The following is a 16829-nucleotide window of genomic DNA, read 5'->3' as shown; positions in this document are numbered from 1 at the left end:
TTATCAATTGTTGTTCAGGTCATTCAAGAACTGTTCCAAAGCGTAATCATCGGGAATTAAAACCTCCCTGGCTTTGCTGCCTTCAAAAGGCCCAACTACACCTGCTGCCTCCAGTTGGTCAATGATACGGCCCGCCCTGTTGTAGCCCAGTTTCAGTTTGCGCTGAATCAACGAAGTAGATCCCTGCTGGTGCATAACAATCAATCTTGCGGCATCTTCAAACATCGAATCCCTGTCGTTAGGGTCAAAGTCAAGTTTGGCGGATTCAGCAGCCTCATCAATATATTCAGGCAACTGATACGCCTCAGGATAGCCGCGCTGAATGCCAATGAAATCTGAGATCCGGTCAACCTCGGGCGTATCGACAAAAGCACATTGCAGTCTGATCAGGTCATTTCCAGTAGACAAAAGCATATCTCCCCTTCCAATGAGCTGATCCGCACCACCACTGTCCAGAATGGTTCTGGAATCAATTTTGGAAAGTACCCTGAAGGCCAGTCTCGCAGGGAAGTTGGCTTTAATGGTACCCGTAATGATATTAACAGATGGCCGCTGAGTAGCCAGCACCAGGTGTATACCTACCGCACGTGCCAGCTGGGCCAGCCTGGCTATAGGCGTTTCCACCTCCTTACCCGCAGTCATCATCAGGTCAGCAAACTCATCAACGATCAATACGATATACGGCAGGAAACGATGTGAATTATTCGGGTTCAGCTTGCGTTTAATGAATTTCTCATTGTACTCTTTCAGGTTCCTCACCTGCGCATCCTTCAGCAGGTCATAACGCTGGTCCATCTCGATACACAGCGAATTTAAAGTATTGATTACCTTTTTCGTATCGGTAATGATGGCGTCCGCCTCTCCCGGAAGCTTGGCCAGGAAATGCCGCTCTATTTTATTGAACAGTGTCAGCTCCACCTTTTTCGGATCAACCAGTACAAACTTCAGTTGCGAAGGATGTTTTTTATAAAGCAGTGACACCAGGATGGAGTTGATTCCAACCGATTTACCCTGACCAGTTGCACCCGCTACCAGTAAGTGCGGCATTTTGGACAGGTCCGCAATATAAACTTCATTAGAAATGGTCTTTCCTAAAGCGATAGGCAGGTCCATAGTCGTAGTCTGAAACTTTTCTGTCGCCAGTATACTGCGCATTGACACCATTTCAGGATGCATATTAGGCACCTCAATACCAATGGTGCCTTTCCCCGGCATAGGCGCTATGATCCTGATCCCCAGGGCAGCAAGGCTTAACGCAATGTCATCTTCCAGGTTCTTGATCTTGGAGATCCTTACACCTGGAGCAGGAATGATCTCATAAAGGGTGACGGTCGGTCCTATCGTGGCCTTAATCTTATCAATTTCTATATTGTAATGATTCAGGGTTTCCACGATCTTGTTCTTATTGGCTTCAAGCTCCTCTGAATTTACTGAGATCTTATTTGAACCGTGATTTTCCAGCAGGTCCAGGTGCGGGTATTTATAGCTGGCCAGGTCCAGCGTCGGGTCATAATTTCCAAACTGCTCTACCAGCTCGTCCGATTTCTTATCTTCCTCGGTTTTCTCGATCGTCAGTTCCGGATCTGCTTTGGCAACTACAGACTCAACCACCACCGGCGTATGCATTACATTTACAGCCGGTGTAAATACAGACGGGATTACTTCCTCATCCTCAGTCCTTTCTTCGAAACGGGATGGAGTAATGACAATATTCTGATCCTTTTTACGCTGACTGGCCCCTAATCTGTCATTGAGGGTAAACTCAACCGGTTCAGAACGCACTTCGTTCTCCAGTTCAATATCTCCGGGAACCTCGGGCACAATACCATCTTCCGCACGTTGTTTTCTTCCGGGCAATTTGAAGTCAATATTGTAAGCGATGATCAGGACCGCCAATGCCAGGAAAGCGATCAATCCCCCTACACCTGCCACCCCGATCTGTGCCACCAGCAGTTTATTAGACCAATATCCGAATTCACCTTCCAGAAAATGCGGGGTATCAGACAAAAAAGCATGCCCAAATCCAAAGGTCAGCGACACGAATAAAAGAAAGAACAAGCTATAACCCAGGGTCTTTTCTATTGACAAGATCCTGACCTTGAACAATAACCGGTAACCGATCACAAAGAATACAAAAATGAACAGAAACGAAGCAACGCCAAACCATTCATAGATAAACTGGTGAGACAGCAGAGCACCAATCTTACCAAGCCAGTTTTGTACTACAGGTGGTATATTTACCTGCTGCAGTTCCTCATAGGTTTTAAACAGGTTACTCCAGCCGCCGTTGGCGTCAATTACATAGCTGTAATCATCTTCCCAGGTAAACAAATAAGAAGTAAAAGCAATCAGAAGATACAGTGACAGAATAATAAAAACCAGGCCGGCTATTTTCACGATCCTTCCATCCTTCAGGTCCAGTTTCGGCATTATGTCCTGATGTTCCTTAAACTTTCTGGCACCCGCTGCTTTTTGGCCCGGCTTGTCAGACGATTCGTTTCTAAATGAGTTGGACTTAAATTGGTTTCCCCTTACCGACATTTTCGTTACTAATATTAATAATCAACAAACTTAGATAAAAGTGTGTATCATTTGGTTACACAATAAAAAAATATTCTGAAATCTTAAACCTTTTGTAGCTCTGAAAGTCATACCTATACAAAACAAGTAAGTTTTGATTTTTAGATAGTTTTGTTTTAGGTTGATCCCGCTTAGTTTATAATTAGGCGGGATTTTTTTGTCCCCGGCAATTGGATGCAATTACTTGCTAAACATCCCAGATCCTCAGACGGATCCTTTTCACATAATGTCTCGCATCCAGTACCAAAGCAGCCAATATATAGAATACTATGGGAAAGCCAACCGCCAAAAAAGAAGAATAGATAAAGAAAAGCCTGATTTTGCTGATAGACATGTTTAGCCTTTCTGCCAGGTAGGTACAGACCCCAAAACTCCTTTTTTCAAAAAATGTAACGATTCTCTGGAACATCTTATTTATTTAATATTTTGATTCCGATACACAATTTAAGCATTTTTTCCCAAAGCATCATCAATTATTTAATGTATTAACGCCTGCGAAAAGAATGCATTGTCCTGCTAAGGAGATTTCCTGCTGTGAGTACCTTATACCAGTCCGGCGGCAATTAAAATATGCTCCATCTCCTGTTGTAGCTTCAGGGCCTCCGCCCTTGCTTTTTCAGCAAAATCCTCTTCTTTACCTGCATAAATAATCCCTCTTGAAGAATTGACCAGCAGGCCACATTCCTTGTTCAGACCGTATTTGCATACCTCCTGCAAACTACCGCCCTGGGCGCCAACACCCGGAACCAGCAGGAAATTGTCCGGTGCCAATCTTCTGATATTTTCAAACTCCGCACCTCTCGTCGCACCGACCACATACATCAACTGGTCACTGCCCGCCCATTGGGAAGAAATACGGATCACCTCTTCATGAAGTTTCCCCTGCGGAGTTTTGTGCAGCTGAAAATCGCTGTGTCCTGAATTTGAAGTCAGCGCCAGTAAAATCACCCATTTGTCTGCATGATTTAAAAACGGCCCTACAGAATCACTGCCCATATACGGCGCTACCGTGACGGCGTCAAAGCTCATCCCCGACTTTTCTTCGTTGAAAAAAGCATCTGCATACATAGCCGAAGTATTGCCGATGTCCCCTCTTTTTGCGTCAGCAATGCTAAAAATATTGCCGGGCATGTATTTCCAGGTTTTAATCAAAGTATCCCAGCCCTTCAAACCCATTGATTCATAAAACGCAGTGTTGGGTTTATAGGCGACGCAAAGATCTTTTGTCGCGTCAATGATCTGTTTGTTGAATTCCAAAATAGGATTTTCATACTTTAAAAGGTGTTTCGGTATGTTTTCCAATACAGGATCAAGGCCTACACATAAAAAAGATCTCTTTGTTTTTATCTGTTCGAATAACTGCGTCTTGTTCATCAGGGCGTAATATTTGTGTGCAAAGATGTCAAATTTAACAATGATTTAATGTGACCTTCGGTCTTTTTACTGCAATTTATTTTAAACATTTTTAAGTTTTTCTTGGAGAATAGTTTTCAAATACATACAATTGCAACATAATTCTCAAAAAGCCTTATCTGACCATTCCAGAAAATCTCATTAAAATTTGTTTTCAACTATTTTTTAGAAGCATAATCTGCTTGGTTCATTGGTAAAATCTTTTTTAAAAAATTCTCTACACCGATATAATGTTTAATAAAACAGAATTAAATGAAAAACTCACTGCGGAACTGCGTGAGATTGCAAAAACTAAGGGTATACTAAACGCAGAAGACTTACGCAAGGCTGAACTAGTGGAGATCATCGCTCAAATTGCTGAGCTGGAATCTGCCACAGAAGCTCCGGGTGAAGAACCTGAGCCAAAAGCACCAAAAGCAAAACTTGCTAAAACTGCAAAAGAAAGCACTGCCGAAAAACCCGCCAGAAAAAGAATCCGCATCCCCAAAGAGGAAGAAAAAGAAAGCAATAGTCAAAGACCGTTCAACAGAGCCTCTTTGTTTGATCCGCAGCCTGCATCTTCTGAAAACTTTCCTGAAATAATAGTTGATGAAGAAATGCCATCCCGTTTTGAGTCTGCCGAAGCAATTACTGAGGTAGCTAAAACAGATCCGGCAGAATCTGCGCCCGGAGTTACGCCGGCACCTGTCTCTGCACCTGCAGTTCCTGCCTTTGACAATAAAAAGAACAAACCTCAGAATAACGAGATCAGACAAAAAGGCAACACCATTGGTCAGACCAGCAAACAAATAGAAAACAGCTACTCCAATCTTGATTTTGACAATACCATCACCAACGAAGGTGTACTGGAAATCATGCCTGATGGTTACGGTTTTTTAAGATCAGCCGATTACAACTACCTTTCTTCACCTGATGACATTTATGTATCCCAGTCCCAGATCAAATTATTTGGACTGAAAACAGGCGATACAGTAAAAGGAAGTATCCGTCCGCCGAAAGAAGGTGAAAAATACTTTCCGCTGGTAAGGGTGGAAACCATCAACGGACGTTTACCTGCAGATGTAAGAGACCGTGTTCCTTTCGATTACCTGACCCCGCTGTTCCCTACAGAAAGATTAAACCTGTTTACAGAGACCAACAACTACTCTACCCGCATCATTGACCTTTTTACCCCCATAGGTAAAGGTCAGCGTGGTCTGATCGTAGCGCAGCCTAAAACCGGTAAAACCAATTTACTGAAAGAAGTCGCCAATGCCATTGCAAAAAACCACCCTGAAGTTTACCTGATCATATTGCTGATCGACGAACGTCCGGAAGAGGTGACAGATATGGCCAGAAGCGTACGCGCAGAAGTAATTGCTTCTACTTTTGATGAACCAGCGGAACGTCACGTAAAGATCGCCAATATCGTATTGGAAAAAGCCAAGCGTCTGGTAGAATGCGGTCATGATGTAGTGATCCTTTTGGATTCTATCACCAGGCTTGCCAGAGCATACAACACTACCGCCCCAGCATCAGGAAAAATCCTGTCGGGTGGTGTGGATGCCAATGCGCTGCACAAACCAAAACGTTTCTTTGGTGCTGCACGTAACATTGAAAAAGGCGGATCACTGACCATTCTGGCAACAGCACTTACAGATACCGGTTCTAAAATGGACGAGGTGATCTTTGAAGAATTTAAAGGTACCGGTAACATGGAACTTCAGCTGGATCGTAAACTATCCAACAAACGGATCTTCCCGGCCATTGACATTACCGCATCAAGCACAAGAAGAGACGACCTTCTTCACGACAGAGACACCCTACAGCGTGTATGGATCCTGCGCAACCACCTGGCAGACATGAACGCCCAGGAAGCAATGGAATTTGTACAGGCACAAATAAAAGGCACCAAATCCAACGAAGAGTTCTTAATATCGATGAACAGCTAATTCAATGGTAAAAAAACACATCCCGAATGCAATAACCTGTGCAAATCTGTTCTCAGGCTGCATCGGGATTGTTTATGCTTTTAACGGCCAGCTCGAAACCGCGGCCTACTTCGTCTTACTTTCCGGTATTTTTGATTTCTTTGACGGCCTTGCAGCAAGAGCGCTGAACGTCAAATCAGACATTGGCAAGGAGCTGGACTCCCTGGCTGATATGGTGAGTTTTGGCTTCCTTCCGGGAGCAGTCATGTTCCAATTGCTCAAACAAAGTGATTATACATCAGAATACCTGCCTTACCTGGGTTTCATCATTACAGTCTTCTCCGCTTTGAGGCTTGCCAAATTCAATATCGATACACGTCAGACAGAAGACTTTATAGGTTTAAATACCCCCATGAATACGCTGTTTGTGGTATCATTGCCGTTCATTCAGCAGGATTATCCTGCATTGACCGGTTCAACCGTTTTGCTCCTTGCACTTACCGCAATCCTAAGTACATTACTGGTCAGTGAGATCCGGATTTTCTCCCTAAAATTTAGTTCAACCAGCTGGAAGCTCAATAAACTCAAATACATCTTTTTGATCCTGTCCGCTTTGCTGATACCCTTTTTAAAATTTGCAGCTGTTCCATTTATCCTGGTACTTTACATTGCCTTATCCATCATACATTTCAGACAAAACCCGGCAATAGAAGCTTAATAAAAAACTATAGTCTCCCTTCCAATTCTGCCCTGGCGATGTCAAGCTGCCGGTAAAGTATCTGTGTAAATGCGGCCATCTCTGCGCAATCCGCAGGCACCTGATCGAGGTTTTTAAGCTCTTTGGCATTATCTTCTATACTTTGCAGGAATTCTTTAGCGTCTTCCCTCCCCACATACACAAAAGTTGGCTTCATTTTATGTGCACTTGCAGACACTTTCGCCCAGTCTTTATTCGCTACCGCCTGCTCAAGTTCTTCCATATAAACCGGTGTCTGCACTTTAAACAGGTCTATCATTTCTATAATAAATTCAACACTGTCCCCGCACATATCTTTCAGATAAGAAAGATCCAGAGGCTCATTATTTTTTTGCACGTCAATCATCTAAACAAAACTATAAAATTAAATCTTTGAAACCGTTAAATCATCCGGTAAACTTTGCAATAACTCTGATACCGTCTTTTTTAACACCGGATGCAGATAATCCGGGACTATTTCCGCCAGAGGCTCCAGAACAAATCTCCGGTGCTGCATTTGAGGATGCGGTACCTGAAGCACGCGGGGCTCATTCACGATCAGGTCTCCATAAAGGATCACATCAATATCTATCAGTCTTGAGCCCCATTTTTCATGCCTCACCCTGCCCAGTTCTTCTTCAATAACAAGTGCCTTTTCCAGCACCTCCAGTGGAGAAAGTGTGGTACTGACCCCCAATGCTACATTTAAAAATGAAGGCTGGTCCTGTTTTCCCCATGCAGCAGTCTCATACAAGGATGACCGGCTAAAAATAACCCCTATCCTGTCTCTGATTTTGCCGATCGCGGCATTGATCAGCTGCATCCTGTCACCCAGATTACTCCCAAGTAACAAATAAACTTTTTTATTATCCAACTCCATAGAGGCCCCCGGAGGGGTATTTTTTTATTTATATTTACAAATTAAATATATAACCCCCACATGAGAGAATTTTTCAAATATGTTTTTGCTACGATCATAGGATTTATCATTTCACTGGTGATTGTTTCCGCCATCGCAATCGGTATAATAGCAGGCATCGTCTCGTCAATAGACGACGACAACGGCGCTGTTTTGGTCAGCGACAATTCGGTACTTTACCTCAATCTGGATCAGGCCATAGTAGAACGCACACCGCATGACGGCTTTGCAAATTTAGCCATCATTGGCGCAGAGGGGGAAAAAAGTATTGGCTTCAACGACATCATCCGGTCCCTTGAAAAGGCGAAAACCGATGACAGGATCAAATGTGTTTATTTGAGTGTATCTTCTCCAAACGCCGGCTTTGCCACCATGAGAGAAGTTAGAAACGCCATGATAGATTTCAAAACCAGCGGCAAAAAGATCATCGCCTACAGCGAAGTATATACCCAGGGTGCCTATTACCTGGCCTCAGTTGCAGATAAAATCTATCTGAACCCTGAAGGCGCTTTAGAATTTAAAGGACTGAGTTCCAAACTGATGTTCTTCAAAGGCGCTTTAGACAAACTGGGCATAGAAGCACAGATCATTCGTGTAGGAAACTACAAAAGCGCTGTTGAGCCTTTTATCACCGACAAAATGAGCGATAAGAACCGCGAACAGGTTACCGCTTATTTGACAGGGCTGTACAGTACGTTTTTGCAGGGCATTTCGGAAAGCAGAAAAATAGATACCATCCAGCTTCATCAGATCGCTGACGACTACAAGATCCGGCAACCCAAAGACGCCATCAGCTACAAGATGGTTGACGGACTAAAGTACAAGGATGAAGTTCTCGACGAACTCAAATCCTTAAGCGGAAAGAAGAAGAAAGACAACATTTCCTCCGTAACGATCAATGACTACGCAAAAAGTCTTTCAGACCACAAAGACGGCGGTAGCAAAGACAAAATCGCTGTAATTTTCGCCAACGGCGACATCAATGGCGGTGAAGGCGACAACGAGACGATCGGATCAGAAAAGATCTCCAGAAGCATCAGAAAAGCCCGCCAGGACAGCAGCATCAAAGCAATAGTATTGCGTGTAAATTCACCAGGTGGCAGTGCGCTTGCTTCAGACGTGATCTGGAGAGAAATTGTACTTGCTAAAAAAGTAAAACCAGTCATTGCATCTTTTGGAGACGTTGCCGCCTCCGGCGGATACTACATAGCCTGTGCAGCAGACTCTATTTTCGTGCAGCCAAATACCATAACCGGCTCCATCGGTGTTTTCGGCATCATCCCAAATTTCCAGAACCTGCTGAACACTAAACTGGGCATCACATTCGACGGTGTAAAAACCGGTCAGTACGCCGACATCATGAGCGTGAACAGGCCAATGACCGCAGGCGAAAGGCTGATCATCCAGAACGATGTAAACCGGGTATACGAGAGTTTCATCAGCCGTGTATCCGACGGCCGGAAAAAATCAAAGGCCTACATCGACAGCATCGGCGGCGGCCGTGTCTGGGTGGGCAATGACGCCGTTAAAATAGGCCTTGCAGACCGCACCGGAAGCTTCAGGGACGCCATCAATGCCGCAGCAAAAAAAGCCAAAGTAAAGGATTACGCCATCGTAGAATATCCCGAAATGCTGAGTCCCCTCAAATCCCTGATTAAGGACGGCACCGACAAAATAAAAACACATTATGCCAAAGCCGAACTCGGTGAAAGCTACCGTATTTATGAGCAGCTGAAATCGGCAATCGCAAAATCAGGCGTACAAACCCGCATGCCATTCCAGATCGTCATCCAATAATACCATTCTATGGAAAATAAAGCCATTGCACGTACCCTTCGCCTGCTATCACAGCTGATGGAACTGCACGACCAGAACCCTTTCAAGATCAAATCAGTAGCCAACGCTGCCTTTAAAGTAGACAAGCTGCCCTTTGCCATAAAAACCAAAAGCCTTGAGGAGATCGCACAAATCGACGGACTGGGCAAAAGTATATCCGGCAAAGTCTGGGAACTGCTGCAAACAGGCACCATGGCCGAGCTTCAGGACATTCTAAAAGAAACCCCAGATGGGATTGTCGAAATGCTGGGCATCAAAGGCATAGGCCCAAAAAAGATCATGATCATCTGGAAAGACCTGGCCATAGAAAACATTGGCGAGCTCTATTATGCCTGCAATGAAAACCGCCTGATCGAGGCCAAAGGCTTTGGCTTAAAGACACAGGAAGAGATCAAAAAAGTAATCGAATTCCAGATGGCGGCCCATGGCAAATTCCTGTATGCACAGGCCGAGCCACTGGTCAATAAACTGTATGAAGACCTGGCCATATGGCTCAACGGGTTTCCGGCCAAGCCGCTGCTGGGCGTCACAGGAGCCTACAGGCGGTGCCTGGAGATCATCGAAGAAATAGATTTTGTCATAGGCGCCGGCCAACCTCAGGAAATCTATGACCAGATCGAACAATTTCAGCCGCTCCAGTTTGACAGGCAGGACGAAAACACACTGGTAGCCCTCAGCCCCTTCGGGTTAAAAATCCGGCTCCACCTCAGCACAAAATCAAACTTCTACCTCAACTGGTTCAAACTGACCGGCAATGACGAACATGTCGCAGCAGTACTTAAAATAAGCGGCGAAGGTCCCTTTGAAAACGAACAGGCCATTTATAAAAAAGCAGGACTCGACTTCGTCGAACCGGAACTCAGAGAAGGGTTCAATGAAATCGAACTCGCACAGACCGGAAAGCTGCCACAGCTCATCAAATACGAAGACCTCAAAGGCAGTTTGCACAACCACTCCACCTGGAGCGACGGCGTACATACCCTCGAGGAAATGGCACTCTATTGCCGTGACCACCTCCAGCTCGAATACCTGGGTATGTGCGACCACAGCAAGTCCGCATTTTACGCCAACGGGCTCAGCGAACAGCGGATCTTCGGACAGCACCAGGAAATTGATGCACTGAACGCCAGGCTCGCACCCTTCAAAATATTTAAAGGCATAGAAAGCGACATCCTGTACGACGGCTCCCTTGACTACAGCGATGACATCCTCAAAACCTTTGACTTTGTCGTCGCATCCGTACACAGCATTTTACGAATGGATGAGGAAAAAGCAACCTCCAGACTCATCACCGCCATTGAAAACCCATATACCACCATATTGGGCCACCCAACCGGCCGCCTGCTGCTCAGCCGAAAAGGCTACCCCATCAACTACAAAAAAGTCATCGATGCCTGTGCAGCCAATAAAGTAGTGATCGAGATCAACGCCAACCCGCTCCGGCTGGACCTGGACTGGCGCTGGCACCGCTACGCCCTGGAAAAAGGAGTATTACTATCTGTAAACCCGGACGCACACCGGACAGAAGGGTTTCATGACATGCGGTATGGCATACTGGTCGCACGAAAAGGCGGTCTGCAGCCACAGCAATGCCTAAATGCATTCTCCCTGCAAGATATCTCCCAATACTTCCACAATAAAAAATAGTAATCCATACCTTTACCAAATGATTAGTAAGCTTTGCAATAAGATATTTCAGGACGCCATCAGTGACTACCATGTTCACAACAACATAGACCAGCCCATTCAAAACCCTTATCGCATTAGCACGATTGAGCACCTTTTATACCTCAAATGCTGGATAGATACCGTTCAATGGCACATGGAAGACGTGGTTCGCAACCCGGATATCGACCCTGCAGAAGGACTGCAGTGGAAAAGACGCATCGATGCTTCCAACCAGGAACGCACCGATGTCGTGGAATACATCGACAGCTATTTCCTGGAGGAATATAAAAACATCACCGCAAAACCCACTGCCAAGATCAATTCTGAAAGCCCTGCATGGGTGGTAGACCGCCTCTCCATCCTGGCGCTCAAGATCTATCACATGCAGGAAGAGACCACCAGGACCGGTGCCTCAGAAGAGCATAAACGCAGTTGTACAGACAAGCTGAACATCCTGCTGGCCCAAAGAACAGACCTCTCCACCAGCCTTGACGAACTGATCACCGACATACACAACGGCGACAAATACATGAAAGTCTACAAGCAGATGAAGATGTACAACGACCCAAGTCTGAACCCCGTACTCTACAACCCAAAATAATTTTAATGGCAGGGCCCGTTAAAATATTAGTCATACGCTTCTCTGCCATGGGCGACGTAGCCATGGTCCAGCCCGTTTTAAAAGAATTTACCGCCGCCTATCCAGAAACAGAACTACTCATCGTAAGCCGTAATCTTTTCAGTCCTTTTTTTGAGGGGATGAACAACCTCAGCTTTCATGGCATCGATCCAAAAGGAAAACACAAGGGATTTTTCGGCTTATACAAGCTCTTCAGAGAACTGAAAGCACAAAATGTAACTGCCGTAGCGGACCTGCACAACAACCTCCGGAGCCGGATACTTACCACCTTTTTTTCCCTGGCAGGCATCAGAACAGTAATCCTTGATAAAGGCAGGGCCGAAAAAAAACTGCTTACCCGTAAAACCGATAAACAACTCATTCCGCTACCCCTCACCGTACAGCGCTACGCCGATGTCTTTAAAAAACTCGGCTACCCATTCACGCTCCGGAATACACTCCAAAAACCGCAGCCTGAAGTACCAGATATTGACAGTGTGGATCCCAAACTGGCTGATTTGCTAACAGCAAAACAATCAGCAGCAAAGCAAACTGAAACGGAGCACCCGGCAATGCGCTTAGCGACTGAACAACCCGCTATCACAGAAACCGCTGCGACAAAAACAAAGGTAAGTACTAAATGGATCGGTATCAGCCCTTTTGCCCAGCACCTCCAGAAAGTCTACCCCTTACACAAATTAGAAGAAGTACTGCTGACTTTGGCCGGTCACGGCCATCAACTGTTCATCTTCGGAGGCTCCGCGGAAGAAGAAAGAATAGCCGAAGCCTGGTCCGCCAAACACCAAAACATCACCAGCTTAGTCAAAAAGATGAAGCTTGCTGATGAGCTCAGGTTCATTTCCAACCTGGACCTCATGCTCAGCATGGACTCATCAGGCATGCACCTTGCCTCCTTAAAAAATATCCCGGTGGTTTCCGTATGGGGGGCCACTCACCCCTATGCAGGTTTTTTAGGTTACGGCCAGTCAATAAGCGATGCAGTGCAGACAGACCTTTACTGCCGCCCCTGCTCCGTTTACGGCAACATTCCCTGCTATCGCGGAGATTTTGCCTGCATGAACAATCTGGCACCTCAAACTGTTGTAAATAAAGTATTAAACAAACTGAACGATGACTAAACAGCTGCTTTTAATCAGACATGGAAAATCAGAATGGGGGAATGCCCATCTGGCAGATTTTGACAGGCCATTAAACCCAAGGGGCCATAGAAACGCACCGGAAATGGCAGCAAGACTTGCTTACAAACAATTCATACCAGAACTAATAGTGAGTAGCCCAGCCTTAAGGGCCATTACCACAGCAAGACATTTCTCGCAAGTATGGAAGATACCCGCAGAGCAGATACGAGAAGAGGCATCAGTTTACGAAGCAGATACAAAAGCACTGCTGAAAGTGGTCAATCATTTTGACAACAAGTACAATAAGATCGCACTATTTGGACACAATCCCGGTTTTACCGACTTTGCCAACTACCTCACAGACGCAGGCATTTACAACATCCCCACCTGCGGAGCGGTGCTGATCGAATTCATGACAGACGACTGGCAGGAAGCCAGCCACTCTACAGGATCCCTGGTCCTGTTTGATTACCCCAAGAGCCAGGACACAGATTAAAAATGCCAGGACACAGATTAAAAATGGAGGTGTTTCACCGTCAGTCCATTATTGATCAGCTGTTTCAAAGAATCAATCCCAATCATTAAATGCGTTTCCACAAAATTGGTAGTTACACTGCTATCACTTTCAGCAGTCTTCACACCCTCCGGAATCATTGGCTGATCAGAAACCAATAGCAAAGCACCCGTCGGGATCTTATTGGCAAAACCAGTCGTAAAAATAGTCGCCGTTTCCATATCCACCGCCATCGCCCTCAGGGTCTTCAGGTACTTTTTAAAATCCTTGTCATGCTCCCAGACTCTCCTGTTGGTGGTATAACAAGTACCCGTCCAGTAATCCCTCGAATGGTCACGTATCGTAGTAGATATCGCCTTCTGCAAAGCAAAAGAAGGCAATGCCGGAACCTCGGCAGGCATATAATCGTTAGAAGTCCCCTCACCCCTGATCGCTGCAATAGGCAGTATCAGGTCACCCAATTGATTTTTCTTCTTTAAACCGCCGCATTTGCCCAAAAACAGCACCGCCTTTGGAGTTATCGCAGTCAGCAAATCCATCATGGTCGCCGCCATCGGGCTGCCCATCCCAAAATTGATGATCGTAATCCCATTGGCCGTACAACTCTGCATCGGTTTATCCAGCCCCATAATCGGCGCGTTGTCGTTCCATTCAGAAAACATAGAAACATACTGACTAAAATTGGTCAGCAAAATATACTGCCCAAACTGGTCCAATGGCCTCCCGGTATAACGCGGCAACCAGTTATTCACGATATCCGTCTTACTCTTCAATCCCTTCCTCACCGGAGAATTTACCTCTTTTACCTTTTTCGCCTTCGAAACGATTTCTTCATCTTTTTTTACGTCCTTTTCTTCATTCATATGTTTCTCCTTTCTTTTTATCTATTCTTATTTTATCTATTCTTATTATTCAACTCCACATCATCATAATTCACTCACATCACTATAATTCACTCCAATCACTATAATCACACCACCTAATTCAACTCCAATCACTATATTCAACTCCAATCACTATATTCAACTCATTACCGCTATAATTCAACCCTCCCGTCATTGCTTTCAACCCTCCCGTCATTGCGAGGAACGAAGCAATCTCCATACTTTTCTTTGAGATTGCTTCGTCGTAAGAACTCCTCGCAATGACGGGCGATACAATCTCCTCTTTTCTTTTTTGCACTAGCGCGGAGCAGAAAAAATCACCTTCTCAGAGAAGACATAGGACTCTGTGCGCTTCTTCAGCGCGCTAGGTCCAGTCTTCGAAGAGAATGGTTATTTTTTCCAGCTCCAAGCGATTCTCCAAACTCTTAATATAAAAAAAATCCCCGGTAATTTACCGGGGATCCTCATATCTTTTATGCCGCTTTCAGCTTTTTAAAATCAGCCTTTTCAAACTTCTCGACCGCATAGTCCAGATTAATGACCAGCTCCGTTATCCCCGTTTCAGACGGAATCTCAAACATCGCATCCAGCATAATGGCCTCACAAATCGAACGCAGCCCCCGGGCCCCCAACTTATACTCCATTGCCTTATCGACAATAAAATCAAGCACATCATCATCAAAAACCAGCTTCACATTCTCATACTCAAAAAGCTTCACATACTGGCGCAGCAAAGAATTCTTAGGCTCCGTCAAAATATTGCGCAAAGCAGCCTTATCCAACGGGTTCAGGTGCGTCAGCACAGGAACACGCCCGATCAATTCAGGAATCAAACCAAAAGACTTCAAATCCTGCGGCGTAATGTACTTATACAAATTCTTCAGATCCAGATCCACATCATCCTTCTTCACTTTATAACCAACCGCCTGCGTACGCAACCTGTTGGCAATCTTGCGCTCAATGCCATCAAAAGCACCACCACAAATAAAGAGGATATTGTTCGTATTCACCGGAATCATCTTCTGGTCCGGATGCTTACGGCCACCCTGAGGCGGAACATTCACAACCGTACCCTCCAGGATCTTCAGCAAAGCCTGCTGCACACCCTCACCGGACACATCACGTGTGATCGAAGGATTGTCACTCTTACGCGCCACCTTATCCACCTCATCAATGTAGACAATACCACGCTCAGCAGAAGCCACATCATAATCCGCAGCCTGCAGCAAACGCGTCAGAATACTCTCTACATCCTCACCCACATAACCCGCTTCAGTCAAAACCGTCGCATCACAGATACAAAACGGCACATGCAAAATCTTGGCAATCGTCTTGGCCAGCAAAGTCTTGCCCGTACCCGTCTCACCCACCAGCATGATATTGGACTTCTCGATCTCCACCTCATCACCCTTGTCCACTTTCTGGCTCAATCTCTTATAATGGTTGTACACCGCCACAGAAAGCACCTTTTTTGCATCATCCTGACCAATCACATACTGGTCAATGTGCGCCTTGATCTCCTGCGGCTTCAATAAAGTTATTGAAGAATCCAGAGGTTTACCCTTCTTACTCCCCAGCTCCTGAACCAGCAGCTGATTGGCCTGGGTTACACATTTATCACAAATGTATGCATCCAACCCCTCAATAAGCATTAAGGTATCCTGCTTACCAGAGCCACAAAAAGAGCAACGGGAATCTTTACTTTGTTTAGCCATATTTATTTTTCTTTCTTAGTACCGCCAAGTACTTCGTCAATCATTCCAAAACCCTTCGCTTCCTCCGCCTTCATCCAATAATCACGGTCCGAAGCCTTCTCCACCCACTCGTAGGTCTGTCCGGAATGATTAGAAATGATGTCATACAATTCTTTTTTCAGTTTCAGCATCTCCCTCAGGTTGATCTCCATATCAGAGGCCACACCCTGGGCACCGCCGGAAGGCTGGTGGATCATCACGCGTGAATGCTGTAAAGCCGCACGTTTACCAGCCGCACCGGCAACCAGCAATACCGCCCCCATAGAAGCCGCCATACCCGTACAGATTGTCGCCACATCCGGAGTAATGTACTGCATTGTATCATAAATACCCAGACCAGCATAAACTGAACCGCCCGGAGAGTTGATATAGATCTGTATGTCCCTGTTGCTGTCTACAGACTGTAAAAACAACAACTGGGCCTGGATAATATTCGCATTCCCGTCATAAATCGCATCACCCAAAAAGATAATGCGGTCCATCATCAGACGTGAGAACACATCCATCTGCGCCACGTTCAACTGGCGCTCCTCGATGATATAAGGAGTCATACTTTTTGGAGAAACATTCGTTGCCCCGATATAACGGTCTACATTCAAACCGTTGATGCGATGATGTTTAACTGCGTATTTTCTAAATTCGTCTTTATCGATCTTCATAGTATTTCTATTTTTTTCGTGGTTATAAAGCATTAAGCCCTCAAATCTCACCGCCAAAGTAATTAAACTAAGTTGGGAATTTATTGTGGGATTGTAAAATTTGAATATCTGTTATATACGTAAGGCGGCCTTCCACAAGCCGCCTTACCTTCATTATTTCATTAAAAGCACCGGTCCGTTAAAACCGGCTCTGCCGTT

General features: G+C 45.3%; 15 protein-coding genes. 7 read left to right on the top strand and 8 right to left on the bottom strand.

Translation table 11 applies throughout. From position 1 onward, the window contains the following. Positions 1–3 precede the first annotated feature (3 nt). The 3 genes from QEP08_RS08785 to pyrF all read right to left on the bottom strand — a co-directional run bounded on the left by QEP08_RS08785 (position 4) and on the right by pyrF (position 3954). Positions 4–2541, bottom strand: coding sequence for an FtsK/SpoIIIE family DNA translocase (locus QEP08_RS08785; protein ID WP_285057354.1), 2538 nt, complete (start codon positions 2539–2541; stop codon positions 4–6). Between the two features lie 226 nt (positions 2542–2767). Next, complete coding sequence (locus tag QEP08_RS08780) at positions 2768–2989, bottom strand: PspC domain-containing protein (RefSeq protein WP_285057353.1); 222 nt, start codon at positions 2987–2989, stop codon at positions 2768–2770. A 134-nt stretch (positions 2990–3123) separates the two neighbouring features. Further along, positions 3124–3954 carry an orotidine-5'-phosphate decarboxylase gene (gene pyrF, locus QEP08_RS08775; protein WP_285057352.1) on the bottom strand — a complete coding sequence of 277 codons (831 nt, stop codon included), beginning with the start codon at positions 3952–3954 and terminating at the stop codon, positions 3124–3126. A gap of 269 nt (positions 3955–4223) precedes the next feature. On the opposite strand from pyrF, the gene rho reads away from it, so the two are divergent. Both rho and pssA read left to right on the top strand, forming a co-directional pair. Beyond that, positions 4224–5924 (top strand): transcription termination factor Rho, encoded by a 1701-nt coding sequence (gene rho / locus QEP08_RS08770; RefSeq protein ID WP_285057351.1) that lies wholly within the window; start codon positions 4224–4226, stop codon positions 5922–5924. A 4-nt stretch (positions 5925–5928) separates the two neighbouring features. Further along, positions 5929–6621 (top strand): CDP-diacylglycerol--serine O-phosphatidyltransferase, encoded by a 693-nt coding sequence (gene pssA, locus QEP08_RS08765; protein WP_285057350.1) that lies wholly within the window; start codon positions 5929–5931, stop codon positions 6619–6621. A gap of 7 nt (positions 6622–6628) precedes the next feature. On the opposite strand, the gene QEP08_RS08760 is transcribed toward pssA, so the two are convergent. Together QEP08_RS08760 and folK are read right to left on the bottom strand one after the other, a co-directional pair. Then, complete coding sequence (locus QEP08_RS08760) at positions 6629–7006, bottom strand: Hpt domain-containing protein (protein WP_285057349.1); 378 nt, start codon at positions 7004–7006, stop codon at positions 6629–6631. A gap of 18 nt (positions 7007–7024) precedes the next feature. Then, positions 7025–7519 (bottom strand): 2-amino-4-hydroxy-6-hydroxymethyldihydropteridine diphosphokinase, encoded by a 495-nt coding sequence (gene folK, locus QEP08_RS08755; protein ID WP_285057348.1) that lies wholly within the window; start codon positions 7517–7519, stop codon positions 7025–7027. Positions 7520–7579: 60 nt separating this feature from the next. Between folK and sppA the strand changes: the two genes are divergently transcribed. Genes sppA through QEP08_RS08730 form a run of 5 tightly spaced genes read left to right on the top strand, consistent with a single transcriptional unit; the run spans position 7580 to position 13316 of the window. Beyond that, entirely contained in the window at positions 7580–9355 is a 1776-nt protein-coding gene (gene sppA / locus QEP08_RS08750) for a signal peptide peptidase SppA (protein ID WP_285057347.1), read from the top strand. Positions 9356–9364: 9 nt separating this feature from the next. Continuing rightward, positions 9365–11041, top strand: a complete 1677-nt coding sequence (locus QEP08_RS08745; RefSeq protein WP_285057346.1) for a DNA polymerase/3'-5' exonuclease PolX — start codon at positions 9365–9367, stop codon at positions 11039–11041. Between the two features lie 19 nt (positions 11042–11060). Beyond that, a complete protein-coding gene (locus QEP08_RS08740) occupies positions 11061–11663 on the top strand; it encodes a DUF4254 domain-containing protein (protein ID WP_285057345.1) in 603 nt (200 codons plus the stop codon). Between the two features lie 5 nt (positions 11664–11668). Beyond that, on the top strand, positions 11669–12820 hold the full coding sequence (locus QEP08_RS08735; protein ID WP_285057344.1) for a glycosyltransferase family 9 protein: 1152 nt from the start codon (positions 11669–11671) through the stop codon (positions 12818–12820). Continuing rightward, complete coding sequence (locus QEP08_RS08730; protein WP_285057343.1) at positions 12813–13316, top strand: SixA phosphatase family protein; 504 nt, start codon at positions 12813–12815, stop codon at positions 13314–13316. The genes QEP08_RS08735 and QEP08_RS08730 overlap by 8 nt, the downstream gene beginning before the upstream one ends. 17 nt (positions 13317–13333) lie before the next feature. Here QEP08_RS08730 and QEP08_RS08725 read toward each other — a convergent pair whose 3' ends face one another. The 3 genes from QEP08_RS08725 to clpP all read right to left on the bottom strand — a co-directional run bounded on the left by QEP08_RS08725 (position 13334) and on the right by clpP (position 16631). After that, the gene (locus tag QEP08_RS08725; RefSeq protein WP_285057342.1) at positions 13334–14197 is read right to left on the bottom strand and encodes an AMP nucleosidase; all 864 of its coding nucleotides are present in this window, start codon (positions 14195–14197) and stop codon (positions 13334–13336) included. Positions 14198–14691: 494 nt separating this feature from the next. Continuing rightward, the gene (gene clpX / locus QEP08_RS08720; RefSeq protein WP_285057341.1) at positions 14692–15933 is read right to left on the bottom strand and encodes an ATP-dependent Clp protease ATP-binding subunit ClpX; all 1242 of its coding nucleotides are present in this window, start codon (positions 15931–15933) and stop codon (positions 14692–14694) included. A gap of 2 nt (positions 15934–15935) precedes the next feature. Beyond that, positions 15936–16631, bottom strand: a complete 696-nt coding sequence (gene clpP / locus QEP08_RS08715; RefSeq protein WP_285057340.1) for an ATP-dependent Clp endopeptidase proteolytic subunit ClpP — start codon at positions 16629–16631, stop codon at positions 15936–15938. Positions 16632–16829: the final 198 nt, after the last annotated feature.

Origin of the sequence: Pedobacter ginsengisoli, assembly GCF_030244015.1 — a bacterium.
GTDB classification, from domain to species: domain Bacteria; phylum Bacteroidota; class Bacteroidia; order Sphingobacteriales; family Sphingobacteriaceae; genus Pedobacter; species Pedobacter ginsengisoli.
The sequence above is the reverse complement of the archived record's forward strand: the minus strand, read 5'-3'. Positions and strand labels throughout refer to the sequence as shown.

Coding starts and splice junctions, on each gene's coding strand:
- QEP08_RS08730 (WP_285057343.1), top strand. CDS start 12,813: ATGACTAAACAGCTGCTTTTAATCAGACATGGAAAATCAGAATGGGGG.
- QEP08_RS08745 (WP_285057346.1), top strand. CDS start 9,365: ATGGAAAATAAAGCCATTGCACGTACCCTTCGCCTGCTATCACAGCTG.
- QEP08_RS08780 (WP_285057353.1), bottom strand. CDS start 2,989: ATGTTCCAGAGAATCGTTACATTTTTTGAAAAAAGGAGTTTTGGGGTC.
- sppA (WP_285057347.1), top strand. CDS start 7,580: ATGAGAGAATTTTTCAAATATGTTTTTGCTACGATCATAGGATTTATC.
- clpX (WP_285057341.1), bottom strand. CDS start 15,933: ATGGCTAAACAAAGTAAAGATTCCCGTTGCTCTTTTTGTGGCTCTGGT.
- pyrF (WP_285057352.1), bottom strand. CDS start 3,954: ATGAACAAGACGCAGTTATTCGAACAGATAAAAACAAAGAGATCTTTT.
- QEP08_RS08740 (WP_285057345.1), top strand. CDS start 11,061: ATGATTAGTAAGCTTTGCAATAAGATATTTCAGGACGCCATCAGTGAC.
- QEP08_RS08735 (WP_285057344.1), top strand. CDS start 11,669: ATGGCAGGGCCCGTTAAAATATTAGTCATACGCTTCTCTGCCATGGGC.
- clpP (WP_285057340.1), bottom strand. CDS start 16,631: ATGAAGATCGATAAAGACGAATTTAGAAAATACGCAGTTAAACATCAT.
- QEP08_RS08760 (WP_285057349.1), bottom strand. CDS start 7,006: ATGATTGACGTGCAAAAAAATAATGAGCCTCTGGATCTTTCTTATCTG.
- QEP08_RS08785 (WP_285057354.1), bottom strand. CDS start 2,541: ATGTCGGTAAGGGGAAACCAATTTAAGTCCAACTCATTTAGAAACGAA.
- folK (WP_285057348.1), bottom strand. CDS start 7,519: ATGGAGTTGGATAATAAAAAAGTTTATTTGTTACTTGGGAGTAATCTG.
- rho (WP_285057351.1), top strand. CDS start 4,224: ATGTTTAATAAAACAGAATTAAATGAAAAACTCACTGCGGAACTGCGT.
- QEP08_RS08725 (WP_285057342.1), bottom strand. CDS start 14,197: ATGAATGAAGAAAAGGACGTAAAAAAAGATGAAGAAATCGTTTCGAAG.
- pssA (WP_285057350.1), top strand. CDS start 5,929: ATGGTAAAAAAACACATCCCGAATGCAATAACCTGTGCAAATCTGTTC.